The 18,386-nt window shown below is 64.7% G+C and carries 11 protein-coding genes; 3 read left to right on the top strand and 8 right to left on the bottom strand.

Annotation, left to right across the window (positions count from 1 at the left end; genetic code table 11):
• Nucleotides 1-112 precede the first annotated feature (112 nt).
• The 5 genes from ABCR88_RS03190 to ABCR88_RS03170 all read right to left on the bottom strand — a co-directional run bounded on the left by ABCR88_RS03190 (nt 113) and on the right by ABCR88_RS03170 (nt 13,724).
• Entirely contained in the window at nt 113-964 is an 852-nt protein-coding gene (locus ABCR88_RS03190) for a hypothetical protein (protein ID WP_026020080.1), read from the bottom strand.
• Nucleotides 961-10,581, bottom strand: coding sequence for a hemagglutinin repeat-containing protein (locus ABCR88_RS03185; RefSeq protein ID WP_350404105.1), 9,621 nt, complete (start codon nt 10,579-10,581; stop codon nt 961-963). Before ABCR88_RS03185 ends, ABCR88_RS03190 begins: the two co-directional genes overlap by 4 nt.
• 35 nt (nt 10,582-10,616) lie before the next feature.
• Nucleotides 10,617-12,320 carry a ShlB/FhaC/HecB family hemolysin secretion/activation protein gene (locus ABCR88_RS03180; protein ID WP_041120529.1) on the bottom strand — a complete coding sequence of 568 codons (1,704 nt, stop codon included), beginning with the start codon at nt 12,318-12,320 and terminating at the stop codon, nt 10,617-10,619.
• Nucleotides 12,321-12,564: 244 nt separating this feature from the next.
• Nucleotides 12,565-12,864: a PsiF family protein gene (locus ABCR88_RS03175; RefSeq protein WP_011058988.1), complete on the bottom strand. Its 300-nt coding sequence runs from the start codon at nt 12,862-12,864 to the stop codon at nt 12,565-12,567.
• Nucleotides 12,865-12,935: 71 nt separating this feature from the next.
• Nucleotides 12,936-13,724, bottom strand: a complete 789-nt coding sequence (locus ABCR88_RS03170) for a helix-turn-helix domain-containing protein (RefSeq protein WP_041115648.1) — start codon at nt 13,722-13,724, stop codon at nt 12,936-12,938.
• A 96-nt stretch (nt 13,725-13,820) separates the two neighbouring features.
• Between ABCR88_RS03170 and ABCR88_RS03165 the strand changes: the two genes are divergently transcribed.
• Entirely contained in the window at nt 13,821-14,726 is a 906-nt protein-coding gene (locus ABCR88_RS03165) for a DMT family transporter (protein ID WP_011058986.1), read from the top strand.
• A 2-nt stretch (nt 14,727-14,728) separates the two neighbouring features.
• Here ABCR88_RS03165 and ABCR88_RS03160 read toward each other — a convergent pair whose 3' ends face one another.
• The 3 genes from ABCR88_RS03160 to ABCR88_RS03150 all read right to left on the bottom strand — a co-directional run bounded on the left by ABCR88_RS03160 (nt 14,729) and on the right by ABCR88_RS03150 (nt 16,696).
• The gene (locus ABCR88_RS03160) at nt 14,729-15,619 is read right to left on the bottom strand and encodes a triacylglycerol lipase (RefSeq protein ID WP_019094041.1); all 891 of its coding nucleotides are present in this window, start codon (nt 15,617-15,619) and stop codon (nt 14,729-14,731) included.
• 120 nt (nt 15,620-15,739) lie between these two features.
• The gene (locus ABCR88_RS03155) at nt 15,740-16,045 is read right to left on the bottom strand and encodes a multidrug efflux SMR transporter (protein ID WP_041115646.1); all 306 of its coding nucleotides are present in this window, start codon (nt 16,043-16,045) and stop codon (nt 15,740-15,742) included.
• Between the two features lie 12 nt (nt 16,046-16,057).
• The gene (locus ABCR88_RS03150) at nt 16,058-16,696 is read right to left on the bottom strand and encodes an NAD(P)H-dependent oxidoreductase (RefSeq protein WP_041115644.1); all 639 of its coding nucleotides are present in this window, start codon (nt 16,694-16,696) and stop codon (nt 16,058-16,060) included.
• 137 nt (nt 16,697-16,833) lie between these two features.
• On the opposite strand from ABCR88_RS03150, the gene ABCR88_RS03145 reads away from it, so the two are divergent.
• Nucleotides 16,834-17,745 (top strand): LysR substrate-binding domain-containing protein, encoded by a 912-nt coding sequence (locus ABCR88_RS03145; protein ID WP_041115642.1) that lies wholly within the window; start codon nt 16,834-16,836, stop codon nt 17,743-17,745.
• Nucleotides 17,746-17,855: 110 nt separating this feature from the next.
• Nucleotides 17,856-18,386 carry a ferritin-like domain-containing protein gene (locus tag ABCR88_RS03140; protein ID WP_015633957.1) on the top strand — a complete coding sequence of 177 codons (531 nt, stop codon included), beginning with the start codon at nt 17,856-17,858 and terminating at the stop codon, nt 18,384-18,386.

Genomic DNA, 18,386 nt, shown 5'->3' with positions numbered 1-18,386 from the left:
AGACAGCGGGGAAAAGACCGGCAGTCTGCCAGCCTTCACCCCTGAGGAATAGTGGCAAGCGCCTTAAGGACGCGGGCTTACAGGGTACTGGAGTGTTGTGACAGGCGAAGGTTCAGTCGGCTTTGGCCCCGGGCGCCGGTGCCGAAAGGTCGGGCAGCGGCACGTCGTAGCCGCAGTAGTGCAGGCGGGTTAGGGTCAGGCGCTTGTCGGGATAGTCGCTGCCCCAGGCGCTTCCCCGGTCATAACGGGCCTTGCCGCGGGCACAAGCAGCCTGGAGCCGGTTTTGTGCCTGGGCCAGAGCCGAAGGTGCCAGACGCTTGATCTGCAAGCTGGCAAAGAACGGCAGGATAAAGGTCCGATCCAGATCGTAACCCTTGGCGCCCAACGCCAGACGTTGCCCGGCATGTACATAGAACGGTTGAGTCAGGCCGCTTTCCCCTTCCCAGCACCAATACCTGACCTCATCCTCCCAGAGCCCCACTGCAGCCCCCTGCCAGTGCTCATAGAAGCGCAGGCACTGGTAGCCACCCCGGGTGACCCAATCCACTTCACGGGGTTTGGCACCACTGCCGGGCAAAGCCAATGCAGCCAGCTTGCCCTGGAGAAAGGCGTCCCGGGGATACATCAGCCCATAACCCTCACCGTCGAGAAAGCTGCTGACCTTCATGTACAGCGAAGACGCCGATACCTGGACATCGCCATAGGCGAAGGTCCCCTCGGTAGCGACAGACAGGCTGTCGCTGATTCTGTCGTAGTAGAAACCGCCCATGAGCGTACCGCATTCTGTGTGCCGGAACGGTTCAGGCAGGTCGAAGGAGAAACGCTGGGGCAAGGTCACCCGCTTGGCCCCTTCGCTACACAACATGCGCTGCTCGGTGCGTCGCTCCTGCGGCTTGGCGGGGAGGTTCAGGCATCCCCCGAGCAGCAATGCCAGCCCCACCACCACACTTGGGCTCCCCCTCATCTGCGGATAGTGTCCTTGCCATTGGCATCGATGAACGTAGGTTCAATGTACCGGGGATTCTTCTTGAACTGGTCCTGCAGTGCATTGGGCGCATCACCGCACATGCCCTTGGCGACACACAGGTAGTTCGAGTGCGGGCTATCCACTCCCATCAACGAGGTGCTGGTCGCCAGCGAACCGAAGAAACGAGCCACCGGGTCGGACGAGTGCGTGAAGTTCTGCCCCAGCAGATCCGACACGGTATCGGTGACCGGCAACATGCCGAAGAAGGTCTTCGACCCCGGACGGTTGACCTGGAAGAAGGCGCCGTTGCCGATATCGAATCCGGCGGCATCGGCGGCTTCAAAGAAGCTCTTGGAACCCACTGGGGCGCCCGACAACTGGATGCTCCCGACCTGGCCATTGAGGTTGAAATCCAGGCCGGAAATCGCCCGGTAGGTCAACAGGCCGCCCTGGCTGTGGCCAGCAACGTCCAGCTTGTACTCATCCTTGATCCCGGCCTGGAAGAAATCGTGCAACTGCTGGGCGTTACCAGAGCGCACCGTCCCGCCCAGCGCCACATCCCACAGTGACTCGACCAAGTCGCCGAGAATCCCGTGCTCGGGGTTGTAGGCCTGCATGAAGGAATCGGAGCCGGTCTGCATCGCACCGTTGACCAATGCCGCCATCAGCGAGTTCTGGATGCCGTTGGTGAACACTGCACCATCACCATCGGGACGCTCGATCTCCATCAGCTTCTGCACGTTCTCGATCATCGGTTTGCCGGACACGGGATCCACCTTGATAGTCTTGCCGTCGGCCTCGTACTGGTACTTGGTCTCGACCCGATAGAAGCGCATGTCGCCCGTGATCAAGGCCGGCACCTGGGTGATCAGGCCGCCATGGTTCTCGACGCCGGGCATGACGCCACCGGTGTACTTGCCAGCCTTGTCGAGCACGGTTTCCAGGAGCCCAGGAATCCAGGCCAGCGGCAGCAACGACGGGTTGTCGGCCACTACCTGGTCCGCCGCCTTGCTCAGATCGCCAAACTGGGTGAAGAGGCCCGAGGTATTCTTGCCATAGTTCTTCATCCCCTCCTTCCACTGGTTCAGGGTCTGAATCGGGTGGTTCACCGACTCCAGGGACGACTGCGAGACATACAGGTCGGTACGCTTTTCCTTGTCCTTGGTGATTTCATAGGCCTGGGACACATCGCGGTTCAGGCCCGCAGTGGAGTCGACGCCAGTCTTGGCGTCGTTGCGCACGGTGATGGTGCCCGCGCCCACTGTGGCGCGCACTTCCTGCTCACGCTCCTTGCGGTAGTCATAGCCGCTGACGCTCCAGCCGGAACTGCCGGTCTTGCCCCGACCTTCCAGGCTCTTGTCGGTGGTGAAGGCCACGTCCTTGCCGCCCGTGGACTTGGCCCCATCGCCACCCCAACCGAAGGTTCCCCCAGCATTCAAGTAGTAGCTGTGCTCCTTGTCCTCGCCGGCGATATCACGAAAACCCAGGGTACCGGTATCAAGCTTGAGCTTGCCGTTGTCTGCCGCGAGCAGTGCACCGTCGAGTTGGGTGTGCTTCTCGGTGCGGATATCCACGCCGTTCTGGCCGGTGATGCTGGTCTGCTCCTGGACCCAGTTGGTCTTGCCGGTGGTCTTGCCCAGGCCCAAGGAGCCGCTGACGCTGCCTCCGCCAGCCAGGCCAATGCTCACGGTGACGCTGGCGTCCATCTGCTTGCCGCTGGCCTTGCCGGTATCCGGCACCGAGGACACCGTCAGGTCACCGCCAACCCGGCCGATGACCTCACCACCGCGCAGGGTGGCGCCGGCAATGGTGGTGTCCTTGCCGCTGCTGAAGCGCAGTTGATCACCCGCTACCAGATGCGCGTTCTGTTGCGCCTGCCCTTCACGCTCCAACTTGCCCTTGCCCATGTCGACACTGGCGTAGACCGAGACAAAGTCCTTGCCCCCCAGGGCCAGCCCCACTTCACCGCCGCCACTGTGGCGCTTGGATTCACTGCTGGAATCGTTCTCTGCAGCGCGAATGGTCAGATCCTTGCCCGCGCTGAGATCGATATCGCGCCCGCTCTGCACCTGAGTGCCCACCAAGGTCAGATTGTCGCGGGCTTCCAGGCTGACGTCACGTCCGGCCAGCAGCACCGACGGCGTACTGGTTCCCTGGCTCATCTGCTCGCTGGAGGTACCGTTGCTCCCGCCGATCCCTGCCCGGGCACTACCGCCGCCACTCTGACCGTTGATCCCGCCCTGGCTACGGCTGCTCTTGCTCTCTTCAGCAACCGAACCACGGGCAACATCGACGATGATGTCGCGGCCCACCATGGAGATATCGCGCCCGGCATCGAAATACCCGCCACGAATGCTGATGTCATTGCCGGCCACGGCGCTGATATCGCGTCCCGCTCCCAGGCTGCTCGGGCTGTTGCCGTGGGTCTCCTGGCGCGAACTGGTGGACTGGCTGGCCGAGCCCAGGTGGGTGGCGGCGGTTGGCCCCGAAGTGAACTGGTTGATGGCATCCACGGTGCTCAGCACGCTGGAGGTCTTGCTGACCCCGTCCTCGCCCTTGCCCGTGCCCTTGAGGGCATCCATGGTGTTGCCGAAGTTGTGGCTGACATTGACCGTCAGACCATTGCGATCACGACTTTTGCTGCGTTCCTCGATGCTGGTTTCCTTGCCGGCGTCAATGTTGATGTCGTGCCCGGCCTGCAGGTTGACATCACGCTTGGCGTCCACCCGCGAGCCTTCCAGGGTCAGGTCACGTCCGGCCTTGATGGTCGCATCCTGCCCGGCCAGCAACTGGCTCGGCGCCACCGTTTCCTGGGCGTTGCGGGATTTTTCCTTGAGGCTTTCATGGCCGAGGAACGCGGTGACGCCGTTGCGATCGCTGGACAGGGACAAGCCGGTGTGTTTCTCCGATTTCCAGTGGCTCTGATCCTGGCTATTGCTGCCGGCCAGGACATTCACATCGCGCCCGGCGCCGACCTTGAGGTCGTGCACTGCCGCTGCCGTGCTGCCGATCATGTTGACGTCACGTGCGGCTTGCAGGGTGGTGTCGCGTCCGGCGCTGACCACACTACCGACACTCTGGCTCTGCAGGTGCTCCTGCCCGGATTTTTTCCCCGAAGCGACCGAGATGAAACCGCCGGAACTGGAGAGCCCGACCTTGCTCTTGTACTTGTCGCTCTGGCTGCTGGAAGTGTTGGCGGCATCCATCAGGTTGATATCGCCATTCTTGTCCACCAGACCGGCACGCACTTCGGCATCGCGCTTGGCTTCGATGGAACTGGCCGAGAGGTTGACGTTGGTCCCGGCGATCACCACGGCGTCATTACCGGCACTCAGCTCGCTGCCCACCTGGGTGGTGCTGCTGGAGGTGCGGCTGTTGCCGCTCTTGCTCAGGCCGAAGCTGCCTTTCTTCTTCTGGCTGTAGGCGCTGTCCTGCTGCTCCTGGGCCGAGACCAGGCTGACGTCCCGGGTAGCGCCCACCAGCAGGTCGTTGCCGGCCTTGAGCTGGCTGCCGACCACGGTGACGTCGCGTCCGCCGTTGAGGCTGATACGGCCATCCTTGTCCTGGCTGACGTTGACCATCAGGTCGTGCCCGGCGCTGATCTCGGAGGCCACGTTGGTGGTGGAGGAATCGGCGCTGCGGGTGGTCTTGCTCTTGCCCCAGGAACCTTTCTTCTTCTGGTAGAAGGTCGAGGATTGCTCGTCCTGGGCCGAGGCGATGACGATGTCGCGCTTGGCATTGAGGGACAGGTCGTTGCCGGCGCTGACCTGGCTCGCTACCACCGCCAGGTCGCGCCCGGCATTGAGTTCCAGGTTGCCGCCGGTGGTCACGCTGGAGCCCAGGGTCTGCACCGTGTCGTTGGTCACCAGGCCGCGACGGATCGCGCTCTGGGTGAAGGTGTGGTCCTGCACCGCCAGCAGGTCGATATCGCGACCGGCGCTGAGCTTGGCATCGCCGGCACTGGCGAGCTGGCCGAGGTTGGTCAGGTCGCGACCGGCGCTGAGGTCCAGCTGCTGGCGCGCGGTGATCTGGCTGCCCTGGTCGAGTATGGTGCGATTGCCCGAGCCGTAGCCGACGGCCACTGCGGTGCGGTCGTTGATGATGTCGCCCTTGATCGAGGTGACGCTGACCTGGTTGCCGCGGATTTCCCCGGCCAGTGCGTTGCGCACGCTGTCCTGGGCCATCAGGCTGACCCGATCGTTGGCCTCGATCAGGCCGCCCTGGTAGAGGCTGCCGCCAGCATTCACGCTCAGGTCGTTGCTGGCCCGCAGGGTACCGACGTTGCTCAGGTCGCCGCCGGCGATCAGGGTCATGTCGCGCCCCTGCACCAGGCTGCCGCCGCGCAGGTTGCGGGTTTCCGCCTGGGCCAGGTAGAGCACCGGCACCAGCACTTTCTCACCCTGCACTTCGCGGGTTTCCATCCACACGATGTCATGGGTCAGCGAGGCCACCTGGGCCGGGGTCAGGGACACGCCGATGCTCAGGTTCAACTGGTCCTTGGAAGCGATGGCGTTGTCCATCAGGTAGCGGTACTGGTCGTAGTCGCTGGTCAGCCCGGCCGCCAGGAAGCGCTGGCCGGTCTGGGCCAGCACTGCGTCGCGAATCAGCCGGGTCTCGTACAGGCCGTCGCCCAGGCGGCGCCAGGTCTGGTCGGTGTTGTAGTTGAGGTGGCCGAGCATGTAGTCCGAGCTCATGAAGCGCGACAGGTCGGTGAAGGTCGGATTGGTCTCGATCAGGTAGCGGCCCTGGGGGTTCTGGCTCTTGACGAACAGGCCGTACTCGCCCTGAGGCACGCGGAAGCTCGACAGCGAGGTCGGGTCCACGGCGGCGAACGGCACGCCGGAGAAATCCACCGGGACGAAGCTGACCTGGGTGGTGCCGTCGGCGCCGATCTTCTCGATGCGTTGCACATCCTTGGCCACTTGGTTGGCCGCCGCGGAGCTCTGGGCGTTGACCGTGATCACCTGGCCACCGACCTGGGTCAGGTTGTTCTGTAGCGTCTGCCCCGTGAGCTGGGCGCGGGTCTGTTCGCTCTGCACGCCGTTTTCAAGGGTGCCACTGACCTGCAGGTGCAGGCGCTGGCCGGCCTGCAGGGTGGAGGCGTAGGCGGTCTGGGAGCCCGGGGTGATCACCGTGTGGCTGGCGGGTTCGTAGATCGGGTACTGGGTCACCACGGTCGGCAGAGGGTCCTGCTGGCCCGGCGCGCGATTGGCGTTGGCGGCGTTCCAGGCGATGGTGGCGCGCTCGGCGGCGCGGAACGCGCCCTGGGAAACCCCGTGCAGGAAATAGCTGATGCTCTCGACCCGTTTGTTCAGGGTCAGGCCCCGGTTGTACAGGTTGTTGGCGGTGATGGAGACATCGCGGTTGGCGGCGATCAGGCTCTGGTCGTTTTCCACCGTATCGGCATTGATGGTCAGGTCACGGTTGGACACCAGGCGGGCGCCAGCGGAGTGCTCGCCCATAGTGCCTTCGTAGGTGGTGTTAACGATGTAAGTGGCGGTGTGGTAATCGCCGGAACAGTCGGTGCAGTTGATCACGATATTGCGCTGGGTGATGGTTTCGCCGACCTGGTACTGGTCCATGGCGTTTTGCAGCAACGCCACGTTGAGGCTCATGTCGCCCTCGCTTTCGATGGTTCCGGAGCGGTTGCTCAGCAGGGCCGCGCGGCCCCCGTCGAGGGCGGCGAAGCTGAGGTTGCCGGCGCTGTAGATGTCGCCGTAGCTGTTGGCCAGGCCGTTGCCCCGCAGGAGCATGTCGCCGCCGCTGTAGATCAGGGTGTCGGCCGAGGTGGTGATGCCGTTGCTGGAGCGCAGCTGCATCTGCCCCAGGGCGCCCAGGGTGCCGCGGTTGTTGATCTGCCCCGCCGACACGTAGAGGTTCTGGCTGGCGATCAGCCGGCCCAGGTTGTCCAGGGTGCCGCGCAGGTTCAGCTCGGTGTCGCCGCCGCTGGCGATACGACCGCCGTTCTGGTTGAGGTCGCTGGCGCCCACCGTGAGCTTGCCTCGGGAGGACAGCAGGCCGCTGTTGTTCAGGTTGCCGCCCAGGTCCAGGGTCAGGTAGCCGTCAGTGGCCAGTTCCCCGGCGTTGTTCAGGGTTGCGGCGCCCACCCGCAGGCCGCTGGCGCTGGCGATACGGTCGCCGGCACTGAGGTTGAGATCGCCACCGGTGCTCAGGTCCAGGGCGCCGTTGAGCTGCATCAGCCCGCTGCGGTCCACCCAGCCGATGTCCCAGTCGCCCCGGCCCAGGCCGGTGATGCGCCCCTGGAGGCCCGAGAGCCCGCCCAGGTCGAGTTTGAACAGGCCGTTGCCAGCGTGCTCGATGCTGCCGCCGACGTTGTTCAGGTTGCCCGCATTCAGGCTGAAGGCGTTGGAGCCCAGGGCCAGGCTACCGCCCTGGTTGTACAGGCTGCCACCCAGGCTGATCCGGCTTTGCTCCCCGCCTACGGCGCGGATTCGCCCGCCGGCGCTGTTGTCCAGGTTGCCGCCCACCAGCAGCAGCGAGCCGGCCGACTCCACCAGGCCGCCCTGGTTGTAGAGGTTGGCCGCGGTGGTCAGGTCCAACTGCTGGGCGCTGATTTCGCCGCCCCAGCGGTTGTCCAGGGTCTGTCCGGACGCGCTGAGCAGGCCGTTGGCGTAGAGCTTGCCTGCCTGGTTGGTGAGGCGATCCACCACCAGTTTCAGGTTGCCGGCCTGGCTGCTGATCAAGCCGGCCTTGCCGTTCAGGGCACTGTTATCCACAGCCCCGGCCGTCACCGCCAGGGTCGCGCCCTGCAGGGTGCCGCCACGGTTGTCCAGGCTGCCCTGGCCCAGGGTGACTTCACCATGGCCGCCCTGGGCCAGGATCATCCCTTCGGCGTTGTTCAGGCCCCCGGCCACCATGTTCAGGCCATCGCTGCCAGCGAGCAGTTGCCCCTGGCGGTTGTCCAGCGCGCCGCCATCGACCTCCAGGTGCTTGCCCTTGAGGGTGCCGCCCTGGTTGTCGAGACGGGCCAGCTGGGTGACCTTGAGTGCCTGGTCACCGGCGTCGATGACCCCGGCGCTGTTGTTCAATACGCCGTTGTTGAGGGCCACATGCAGCCCCCCGGTCTTGGCCACCACTGCGCCCCTGGCGCTGTTGTCCAGGCCCGCGGCGTTGATCCCGACGCTCTCGCCGAGGATCACCCCGCCACTGTTGTTCAGTTGGCCGCCGTTGACTTGCAGATGCCCGTCGCTTTGCAGGCGCCCCTGGCTGTTGAGCAACTGCCCCGGGGTGGCGCCGTCGGCAGTCAAGGTCAGCAGCAAGCCGTCGCTGCCCGCCGCCAGCAGGCCTGCGCCCTGGTTGTCCAGGCGCTGGGTGCTCAGGCTCAGGCGGTCGCCCACCAGTTGCCCGCCACGGTTGTCCAAAAGGCCGTTGTTGGTCAGCAGCAATTGATTGCCCACCACCACGCCGCCCTGGTTGTTCAGGCTGCCGGAGCCGATCTGCACATCGCCGTTCTTGGCCTGCAAATGGCCCAGGGCGTTGTTCAGATGCTGCTTGACCGTCAGGGTCAGCTGGCCGGCTTCGGCGCTGAGTACCCCGCCCTGGTTCTGGCTGAGGCTGTCGAGGTTGGCAGTCAGTACGTTGCCGATCACCTGGCCCTGGTTGTTGGCCAGGTCCCGGGCTTCCAGCAGCAGGTTGTCCTTGCCTTGCAGCAGGCCGCCCTGGTTGTCGATGTCCGCGGTGTGCAGCTCAAGCCCGGTGGCATCCACCGTGCCGCCCTGGTTGTCGAGCTTGCCACTGCTGGTGAGGGTCAGCTGCGGAGCAACCAGGGTGCCAGCGCGGTTATCCACGCTGGCGGACTTGAGGCTGAGCAGCGATGTGGCCTGGAGCTTGCCACCCGCATTGATCAGGTCCTGGGCGAGGTTCACCTGCAACTCGCCCTTCTCGGCGCTGACCAGGCCCTTCTGGCTGTTGTCCAGGCGCGTGCCAGTGATCTTGATCTGGTCGGCCAGCAGCTTGCCGCCCTGGTTGAGCAACTCTGCGCCCTGGGTTTCCAGCAGGGTCTGGGCCTGGAGCTGGCCACCATTGTTGTTCAACTGCTCGCTGACCTTGAAGGTGGCGCTGCCCTGGCTGGCCCCGATCAGGCCCTGCTGGTTGTCCAACCGCCCGGCGCTGATCTCTACCCGGTCGGCAATCATCGAGCCTTTCTGGTTGCTCACTTCGCGGGCCTTGAGGGTCAGGTCGGCGCCCGCCACTTCCAGGCGCCCGCCGTTGTTGTTCAGGCTATCCAGAGTGAGCGTCGCGGCCTGCTGGTCGCCAAAGCGGATCAGGCCGCCCAGGTTGGCGATGGCCGGGGTGGTCAGCACCAGCTCGTGCTGTGCCAGCACCCGGGCCTGTGCGCCCTGGTTGACCAGGCGCGCGGTCTTGACCTCGACCTTGGGCCCTTGAATCACCCCGTTCTGGTTGTTCAGGGCCTGGCGCGCGGTCAGCTCCAGGTTGCGGCTGGCCAGTACGTTGCCGTGGTTCTCCAGGGTGCCGGCGGTCAGCTTGACCTCACCGTGATCGTTGCGGCTGTTGTCGGTGTTGACTCCGGCTTCGATGATGCCGTGGTTGACTACCTGCGCGGCGTCTACCACCTGGACCCGGTCCCGGGCCGCCAGGCTGGTCTGCACCTGGATCTGCTCGGCAGCCTGCAGGGTCGCCTCGGTACCGGCGTAGGCCTTGCCCTTGAGCTCGATGCTCTGGGCCTTGATGGCGATGGCCTGGTTGGCGCCCATGCCGGCGACCGTGACCTTGCCGTTGGCGTCGATCTGGATATCACCGGTGCTGGCCGCCATTTCCCCGGACATGTTCACCCCCACGCCCTTTTCCGTGCCCACCAGGCGGATCGCCCCGGCGTACATGCCGCCCAGGGCCGAGCTGTCGATGGCCAGTTCCGGCTTGGCGCTGGCGTCGGCATCCCGGGCCGTGACGCTCAGATCATCGGCCTTGACGTCGTTGCGCCCGGTGATGACGTTGAGCTTCTTGGCGTACAGGTCGGCATTGAGCTTGGTACTGCGGGTGATCAGGTCGAACTGGTCGATGTTGCTGGCGTTGAGGCCGGCGCCTTCGATGCTGATGTCGCCGCCATCGACCTGGAAGCGATCGAGTTTCTGCCCTTCGATCACCGGCTTGCCGGTGGTCAGGGTGGCCCGTGGGGTGTTGATGAAGCCGCAGCCGTTGCAGGTGATGCCATGGGGGTTGGCGACGATCACCCGGGCCGACTGCCCGGCCACTTCGGTATAGCCCGCCAGCTTACTGCGATTGCTGCCGGTGACTTCGTTGAGAATGACCTGGGCCGCCTGCCCCTTGAGGTTGGGGTTGCCCATGATGTAGCCGCCCAGCTGAGTGTTCTGGGTCGAGCCGGTACCGTTATTGAGGATCAGGCCGTTGCTGCCGACGTTGTATTCGCTGAACTTGTTGTGGGACAAGCCGGCGCCGTTGGCGGCATTGATGTTGACGATGGGTACGCCATTGCCGGCCGCGCCGATGGTGGCGTTGCCCCCCGCGGCCGGGTCCAGGGCCAGGCCTGCGGCCACGCTGACGATCGGGTTGAGAAACAGGATCCCCGACAACGACAGGGCAATGCATTGGGCAAAAGGCTTGCGAACGTCCATGTGCGAATCATCCATTCAATAACGTTGCGGGCGAGTCAGAAGAACAGGTCTACCCGGAAGTACACCGGGTGCTCTCGCCTCTCGATAATTGCCGGTCGCTCCAGGGAGCGTGCGAAGCTGACGGATGCAGCCAGGTACTGGCCGCGGGCATTGAGTTCCAGGGCATTGCCGCTCATGCGGCCGCGGGCATCATGGTTGTAGCGATCGCCCTTGATCACCCCCACGTCATACGCAAAGGCCATGCCGTATTCCTGGACAAAAGGCTGCAACGCCGGCCAGGTCACCGCACGGCGCCAGCGCAGTTGGTTGCGCCAGTAGCCGCCGCTGTTGCCGGACAGGGTCTGGTCCTGGAAGCCACGCACCGAGTTGAGGCCGCCGAGGCTGATACGCTGGGGGCTGAAGAGCACGTCCTCGCTGCGCTGCCCGGTGGCCAGGCTGTCGAAGCTGAAGTTTTCGTTCCACAGGCGAAAGGGCTGCAGGTAGCTCAGGGTCAGGCTGTATTTGTTGTAACGGGCCACTGGCTCGCTGCCATGGGGATTGCCGCTGCCCTGGGCATCCAGGGCGCCGATGCCCTGCTGCCAGCCAATGTCGGCGTTGACCAGGGCATTGCCGATGCGCCGCCCATGGTTAAAGCCCAGCTGGCTTTCGGTGATGCGGTTGCTGGACACGTCGATCAGGTTGTCATCGATGTAGTTGCGCGTGCGCAACTGGCTCAGGCCCAGGCTCATGCCGGTCTTGCTCAGGTTGTCGCGGTGCAGCACCCGTTCGGCGCGCAACTGCTGGTTCTTGCTTTCGCCGTCCATGGTGAAGTCGAAGCCGGTGCTGTCATTGCGGGTGCGGTAGTAGCTCTGGCTGTAGGAATAACTGAGGGTCCACCAGCCCCAGGGCAGGCTGTAGAACAGGCTCTGGTTGTCGGAGTGGCGCCAGCGGTCACTGACCGTGTCCTGGTTGGCCCGCAGGCTGAGCTGGTCTGCCAGGCCCAGGGGGCTGTCCCAGTCCAGGCCGAGGCCGGCCTGCTGCTCGCCGGTGCTCTTGTCGCCGCTGTTGTTGCGGGTGGCCGATACCCGCCAGGGTTTCAGACGCTGGCCCTTGAGCCCGACACGGCTGTCACCCAGTTTCTCTCCCGGGGCCAGTTCCAGTTCCACCTGGCGCGAAGGCAGGCGAGTCAGCTGGTCCACCAGTTGCTCCAGCTCCCGCAGGTTGAGCACCTCGCCGGTGGTGCCGGGAAAGGCCATGGCCAGTTCCCGCGAGCTGGCCAGGGCGGAACTGTCCAGGCTCTCCAGGCGGCCTTCGACCACCACGATGGTCAGTTGCCCCGAGGCCAGTTCCTGGGCCGGCAGGTAGGCCCGGGTGGTGACATAGCCCTGCTGCAGGTAGTGATGGGTGATGGCCTTGAGCAGGGTGTTGATCTGCGTCACCGACAGGCACTGGTCGCGATAGGGCGCCACCAGGCGCTCGCGATCGGCGGCGGAAAGATGATCGGCACCCTTGAGAATCACGGTCTTGATGGTGAAGCAGCGCTGCTCGCCCGGTTGCGGGGCAGGCTCGGGGGGCAAGGTCTTGCCGGGGAGTTGCTGGAGTTCGTCGAGGCGCTTCTGCTGCTCTTGCAGCAACTGCTGCTGGCGATCCCGAATCAGGTCGCGATCACCCGGCGTCTGCAGCGGCGCGGCACTGAGCGCGAGCGAAGCAGACAAAGCACAAAACGCTACTACAGGCCTGAACAAGCCAAAACGCGACATGCTTTCCATTCCCTAGAATCACGGATTTTGGCTGGCCAAACGTCCGCGTGGTGCGTCCCGGCACCTGTTTTCGAAGGGAACAAAGTGTAAATGTAAAAAAAATTACATAACAAAAAAGCGACGAGCGGTAGCTGTCAGACCTATCTCATTGAAAGCTAATGGTTTACGTGCTGCGAAACTCTGAAAAAACCGATGCAGGCCAAGGTTTTGTAGCGCGCGATACCTCAGCCCCATCGATTCAGGCTCATTTCTTCTTCAGGCAATCACTCATGAACGCCTTGCGCGCATCGCCCTTGAGCGCCTGGGTGGTGGCCGTGGCGTTGCAGGTCTTCATTCTTTCCTGAGGCGTGGACGGGGTAGCCGCAGCTGCCGGGGCCGCCTTGAGGCAAGTGCTCATGAAGGCTTTGCGCTCATCGCCCTTTAGGGTCTTGGCGGTGGCCTCGGCATTGCAGGTGGTCATCTTGTTCTGCTGGGCGGTGGCGGCAAAACCCTGGGAGCACAGCAGCAGGCCCACCATCAACAACGGAATACGCAACATCTTCATGGAGTTTTCTCCTTGTCACCGCACCGACGGGCACGGCCTCCAGCGCAGTGTAGACAAAGCCTGTTACACCTTCACCTGTTCTGCAGGCCGGCCCGGCGATACTGCTCCGGCGTGCTGCCAGCCTGGCGCTGGAACATCGCGATAAACGCCGAGGCGCTGCTGTAGCCCATGTCGAAGGCGATTTCCTGGATGCTGCGCGAGCTCTCCAGGGCCTCGATGGAGGCCAGGAAACGCTGGCGCTGGCGCCATTCGCCAAAACTCATGCCCAATTCGCGCACAAACTGCCGGGCCAGGGTCCGCTCGCTGACATGGGCCAGCCCCGCCCAGTGGGCCAAAGGCTGGTTGTTGCCCGGTTCGGCCTGCAGGGCCTGGAGCACCCGCAGCAGGTCGGGGCTGCTGGCGTAGGGCAGGTAACAGGTATGCACCGGCGCCTGGCGCAACTGGTCCAGCAGCACCTGGGCCAGGCGCTGGTCGGCCTCACCCTCGGGGATCTGCACGTCACGGGCGGCGAAGTCCTTGAGGATCGCCTTGAGGATCTCGCTGATGGCCAGGGTACTGCCCGCGGCCGGCAACTCGGCACACAGCTCCGGGGCCAGCAGTACGGCGCGGTAGTTGATCGGCTGCGCGGTGTAGAAACTGTGGGGCGTCTGTGGCGGCACCCACACCGCATATTGCGGCGGCGACATGAAACGCTGGCCGGCAATCTCCATGTGCATCACGCCGTGGGCCGAATACTCCAGGCAGCCCCAGGGGTGGCGATGCTCCAGGGCATGGCTGTGGGCGGCGAAGTCGGCATAGCGGAAGTACACCGGCGCGGGCAGTCCGTGGAAATCCAGGAGATCGATGTGTTTTTTGCTCATGCTGTCCGGATGTCGGGGCGGGTTGTCCGGTTCGCAGTATAGGCATTGATCCGGACAAGAGGATAATCAGCCTTCATCAACTGTCTGGTTGTCTCCATGCAATACGCTTATCCACTGCTGGCCATCTTTATCTGGGCCGGCAATACCGTGATCAACAAACTCGCCGTGGGCGCGATCTTTCCCGCGGAGATCGGCTTCTATCGCTGGTTGCTGGCGGGCCTGCTGTTCACCCCCTTCATGCTCAAGCCGGTGATCAAGCACTGGCCGGAGGTCCGCCCCAACCTCTGGCGCATCGCCATTCTCGGCGTGCTGGGCATGGCGGTGTACCAGAGCCTGGCCTACTTCGCCGCCAGCCTGACCTCGGCCACCAACATGGGCATCATCCTTTCGCTGATGCCGCTGATGTCCCTGGCCATGGCCATCGCGGCCCTGGGCCAGCGCCTGACTGCCGGAGCCCTGGTGGGCGCCGTGCTGTCCTTCGCCGGGGTGCTGGTGGTGGTGTCCTCCGGCAGCCTGGCCGCGCTGCTGCAACACGGGGTCAACCTGGGGGACGCGATGATGCTGGTGGCCACCCTGGCCTACGCCATCTACAGCACCCTACTGAAGAAATGGCAGCTGCGCCTGCCGCCGCTGGTGCTGTTGTATCTGCAGGTGCTGGTGGCGGTCGTGGTGCTGCTACCGTTGTTCCTGGCTTCGCCGAAGGTAGGCCCGACTCTGCAGAACATTCCGCTGGTGCTCTATGCCTGCCTGTTGGCTTCGATGCTCGCGCCCTTGGCCTGGATGCAGGCGGTGGTGCGCCTGGGGCCAAGCCGGACCACGCTGTTTTTCAATCTGCTGCCGTTGATCACGGCGCTGATTGCGGCAGTGGTGCTGCATGAGCAGTTGGCCTGGTTCCATTTGGTGGGTGGCTTGCTGACCTTGGGCGGGGTGATTCTCTCGGAACGCTGGACCACCGTGCTGGGACCGCTCGCCGGCAAGCCGGCTTCTGCCGGGCAACGCTGAGATCAGAGGCCGGCGGCCTTGAGGCGCCGGGCATGTTCGACGAACAGGCGGATCGGCTCAGCGCCCTTGCCCACCAGCCCCAGGGACTGATTGACGATATCGAAATGGTCCAGCGGGTAATCATCGCCAATGACCTGCCCCAGGTGCGAGCTGTAGCGCCCCACCATACCGTCGCACTGGCCGGCTTCACGGACGAAGGTGCGGGCGAACAGCCGGCAACTGCGGTTGGTGCCGTCGAACAGGTTACGCCCGCGGTTGGTCTTGCCCGGCTGCAAAATGCCGGACCAGGAGTAGTAGTGCACACCGTCGACCTGCGCCGGCCCTTGCCCGCCCCATTCCTGCGGCAACCCCTGGGGGTACTGGCGGTTGAACAGGGCCACGCCCTCGGTGGTCAGGGACTGGTGCGAAGCATGGATATCCACCGGCTGCTTCGGTCCGCGATAGCCGGTTTCCAGCAACCGCATCAGGCTTGAAATCCCCCTCAGCAGCAGGCTCAGCACTCGCCCCCGCAGGCTATGGGCGGGTGAATGCCGTTGCAGATAATCCGCCAGCTCGGAGCCATGGTTGGGCCCCGCCACCGACGTTACCGAGGCCACCCAGTCCGGGCGCTTGGCGGCGGCGTAGCGCGCGGTGAGCGCGCCCTGGCTGTGGCCGATCAGGTTGACTCGGGCGGCGCCGGTCTCGGCCATGATCCGCTGGATCTGCGCCAGCAACTGCTCACCGCGCACCTCGCTGGAATTGAGCGGCGAGACCTGCACCGCGATCACCTGCGCCCCGCCGCGGCGCAAGGCCGGAATGATCCCGTACCAATAGGGGTACAGCAGCAGGCGGACAAAGCCGAGCATGCCGGGCACCAGGACCAGGGGGTAACGGGTGGCAAGCTCTTGGGACATGCGGCGACATCCTTGTGCGAAGGCAGCGGGGCTGGCTGAAAGCTAGACCATAACCGGGGCCGTCGTCAGCCCCCATGACGCTTTGGCGACAAACCGGTGACAGCCCGTTTCTCCCGGCAGCTACTTCAGCCCGGCCACCCCCGCCACGATCAGCCCCACCGACACCAGCTTGACCGCCGTCAGGCTTTCTCCCAGCAGCAGGCAGCCCAGCAGCACCGTGCCCAGGGAACCGATGGCGGTCCAGATCGGGTAGGCCACGCTCACCGGCAACTCGCGCATGGCCAGGGTCAGGAAACAGATCCCGCCCACCGCCGCGACCACCGTCAGCAGCGACGGCCAGGGCCGGGTAAAGCCCTCGGCGTACTTCATGCCCATGGCGAACGTGACCTCGAAGGCCGCCGCCAGCAGCAGGAACATCCAGGCCATGGCGCCTCCCCCTCAGAAACTCTGCGCTAGGGCCAGCAGGCGCTGCTGGGCTTCGCCACAGGACTGCGCGAAACGCTCGGGCGCCGACTCCTCGCCCTCCGCCGCAACCACGGTGACGTCTTCGATACCGATAAAACCCAGGGCCGTGCGCAACCAGCGGTCCGCGTGGTTCATCGCTTCATGCTCGCCCCCCGGGCCAAAGCCGCCCCCGCCGCGGCTGGTAACGATCAACACCTTCTTGCCCTGCACCAGAGGCTGGTACTGGGCCACGCCGTTGTCCTGCAGGGTGTTGAAGGTCAGCCCCAGGCGCACGATGTGATCGACCCAGGCCTTGATCCCGCTGGGCACGCTGAAGTTGTGCATTGGCGCCGAGATCACCAGGCGCTGATGGCCAAGCAACTCCGCCACCAGTTCGTCGCTCAGGGCTAGGTCGGCCTGCATCGACAGCGGCCGCGCCTCGGGCTGTGGATAAAACGCGGCGGCGATAAAGGCTTCGCTGACGTGGGGCAAGGCACCCCGGCCAACCTCGCGCCGGGTCAACCGCCCCTGGGGATTGGCCGCTTGCCAGGCCTGGAGGAAGGCGTCGGCCAGGCGCCGGCTGTGGGAACGCTCGCCCCGTGGGCTACCGTGGATCGCAAGAACTGTACTCATCTCATCTGCCTCAGACGGGTTGCTGATGGCGGCCTTGAAACCAAGGCCGGTCCGCGCTAAAGCTAAGAGCACAGCTGCACTGCAACAAATGAACAGAATTTCTTCCAGATGAATTTATCTCAGCCATGGAGCACTCGATGTTCGCCCACCTGCCCCTCACCGCCCTGCGCACTTTCGAGTCCGCCGCGCGCCTGCTGAGTTTCAAGGCCGCCGCCGAGGACCTGTCGGTGACGCCCACCGCGGTGTCGCACCAGATCCGCAGCCTGGAGCACTGGCTGGGGGTGGCGCTGTTCGAACGACTGCCGCGCCAGGTGCGCCTGACCGAGCCCGGCCAGCGCTTGTTTCACAGCTTGCACAGTGCTCTTTTGGAGGTGACCCAGAGTGTCGATACGCTGCGGCCCACGCCCAGCAATGCCCAACTGACCGTTTCCACCACCGCGGCCTTTGCCGCCCTGTGGCTGGTGCCGCGGCTGGGGCACTTCTATGCCCGGCACCCCGGCATCAGCCTGCGCCTGGATACCCAATGCGAGGTGGTGGACCTGCAACAGGACGCCAGCATCGACGTGGCGATCCGCTACAGCCAGGAGGGCTACCTGGACCTGCACGGCCTGTGCCTGTTCGACGAACGTTTCGCAGTCTACGGCTCGCCCCAGCAGGTGGCCCTGGCCCGCCAGCAGGCACCGACCCTGATCAGCGTGCACTGGCGCAACTCCCGGCTGTATGCCGACGGTTGGCAGGCCTGGTGCGCCCAGGCCGGGGAAAGCTGGTTCGATGACGCGCCGCTGATCCGCTCCTACGACGAGGAACAGTACGCCCTGCAAGCGGCCATTGCCGGCCAGGGCCTGGTCCTGGCCAGCGACATACTGGTGTCCCAGAGCGTGGCCAGCGGCCTGCTGCAGCCCTACCGACCCGAAGTCCAGGTGGACGGCGCCGGTTACAGCGCCCTGTGCGTGCCCGGCCGCGAGCGCCATCCGCCGGTGCGCGCCTTCCTTCAATGGCTGCAGCAGGAATCATTGCTGGCCGGGCACCCGCCACTGGCACGCAGTTGACCGCCGGGCACATCCGATAAAACTTTTTGCCGCCGCCGCGACTCACAACCAAGGTAGCGATCAGGCCAACAGAGCCTGGCGTAAATCGGATTAGCCTCCAGGAGATCGAGATGAGCGACATGCATTTGTCTGATGTGAACACCCTGCGCGAACGGGCCCGCCAACACGTGGAAAACGGAGCCGTGACCGAGGGCTACAACGCCGATCGCGAGGAGATACTGCGCCTGCTCAACGAGTCGCTGGCCACCGAGCTGGTGTGTGTGTTGCGCTACAAGCGCCACTACTTCATGGCCAACGGGATCAAGGCCAGCGTCGCCGCCAGCGAGTTCCTCGAACACGCCACCCAGGAAGCCGAGCACGCCGACAAACTGGCCGAGCGCATCGTCCAGCTCGGTGGCGAACCGGAGTTCAACCCCGACCTGCTGTCCAAGCACTCCCATGCCCAGTACGTGGCCGGCAACACCTTGAAGGAAATGGTCTACGAGGACCTGGTGGCGGAGCGCATCGCGGTCGACAGCTACCGCGAGATCATCCAGTACATCGGTGACAAGGACCCCACCACCCGCCGCCTGTTCGAAGAGATCCTGGCCCAGGAAGAAGAACACGCCGACGACATGGCAGACATCCTCAACGACCTGTAA

Origin of the sequence: Pseudomonas sp. W17, assembly GCF_040268305.1 — a bacterium.
GTDB classification, from domain to species: Bacteria; Pseudomonadota; Gammaproteobacteria; order Pseudomonadales; family Pseudomonadaceae; genus Aquipseudomonas; species Aquipseudomonas protegens.
The sequence above is the reverse complement of the archived record's forward strand: the minus strand, read 5'-3'. Positions and strand labels throughout refer to the sequence as shown.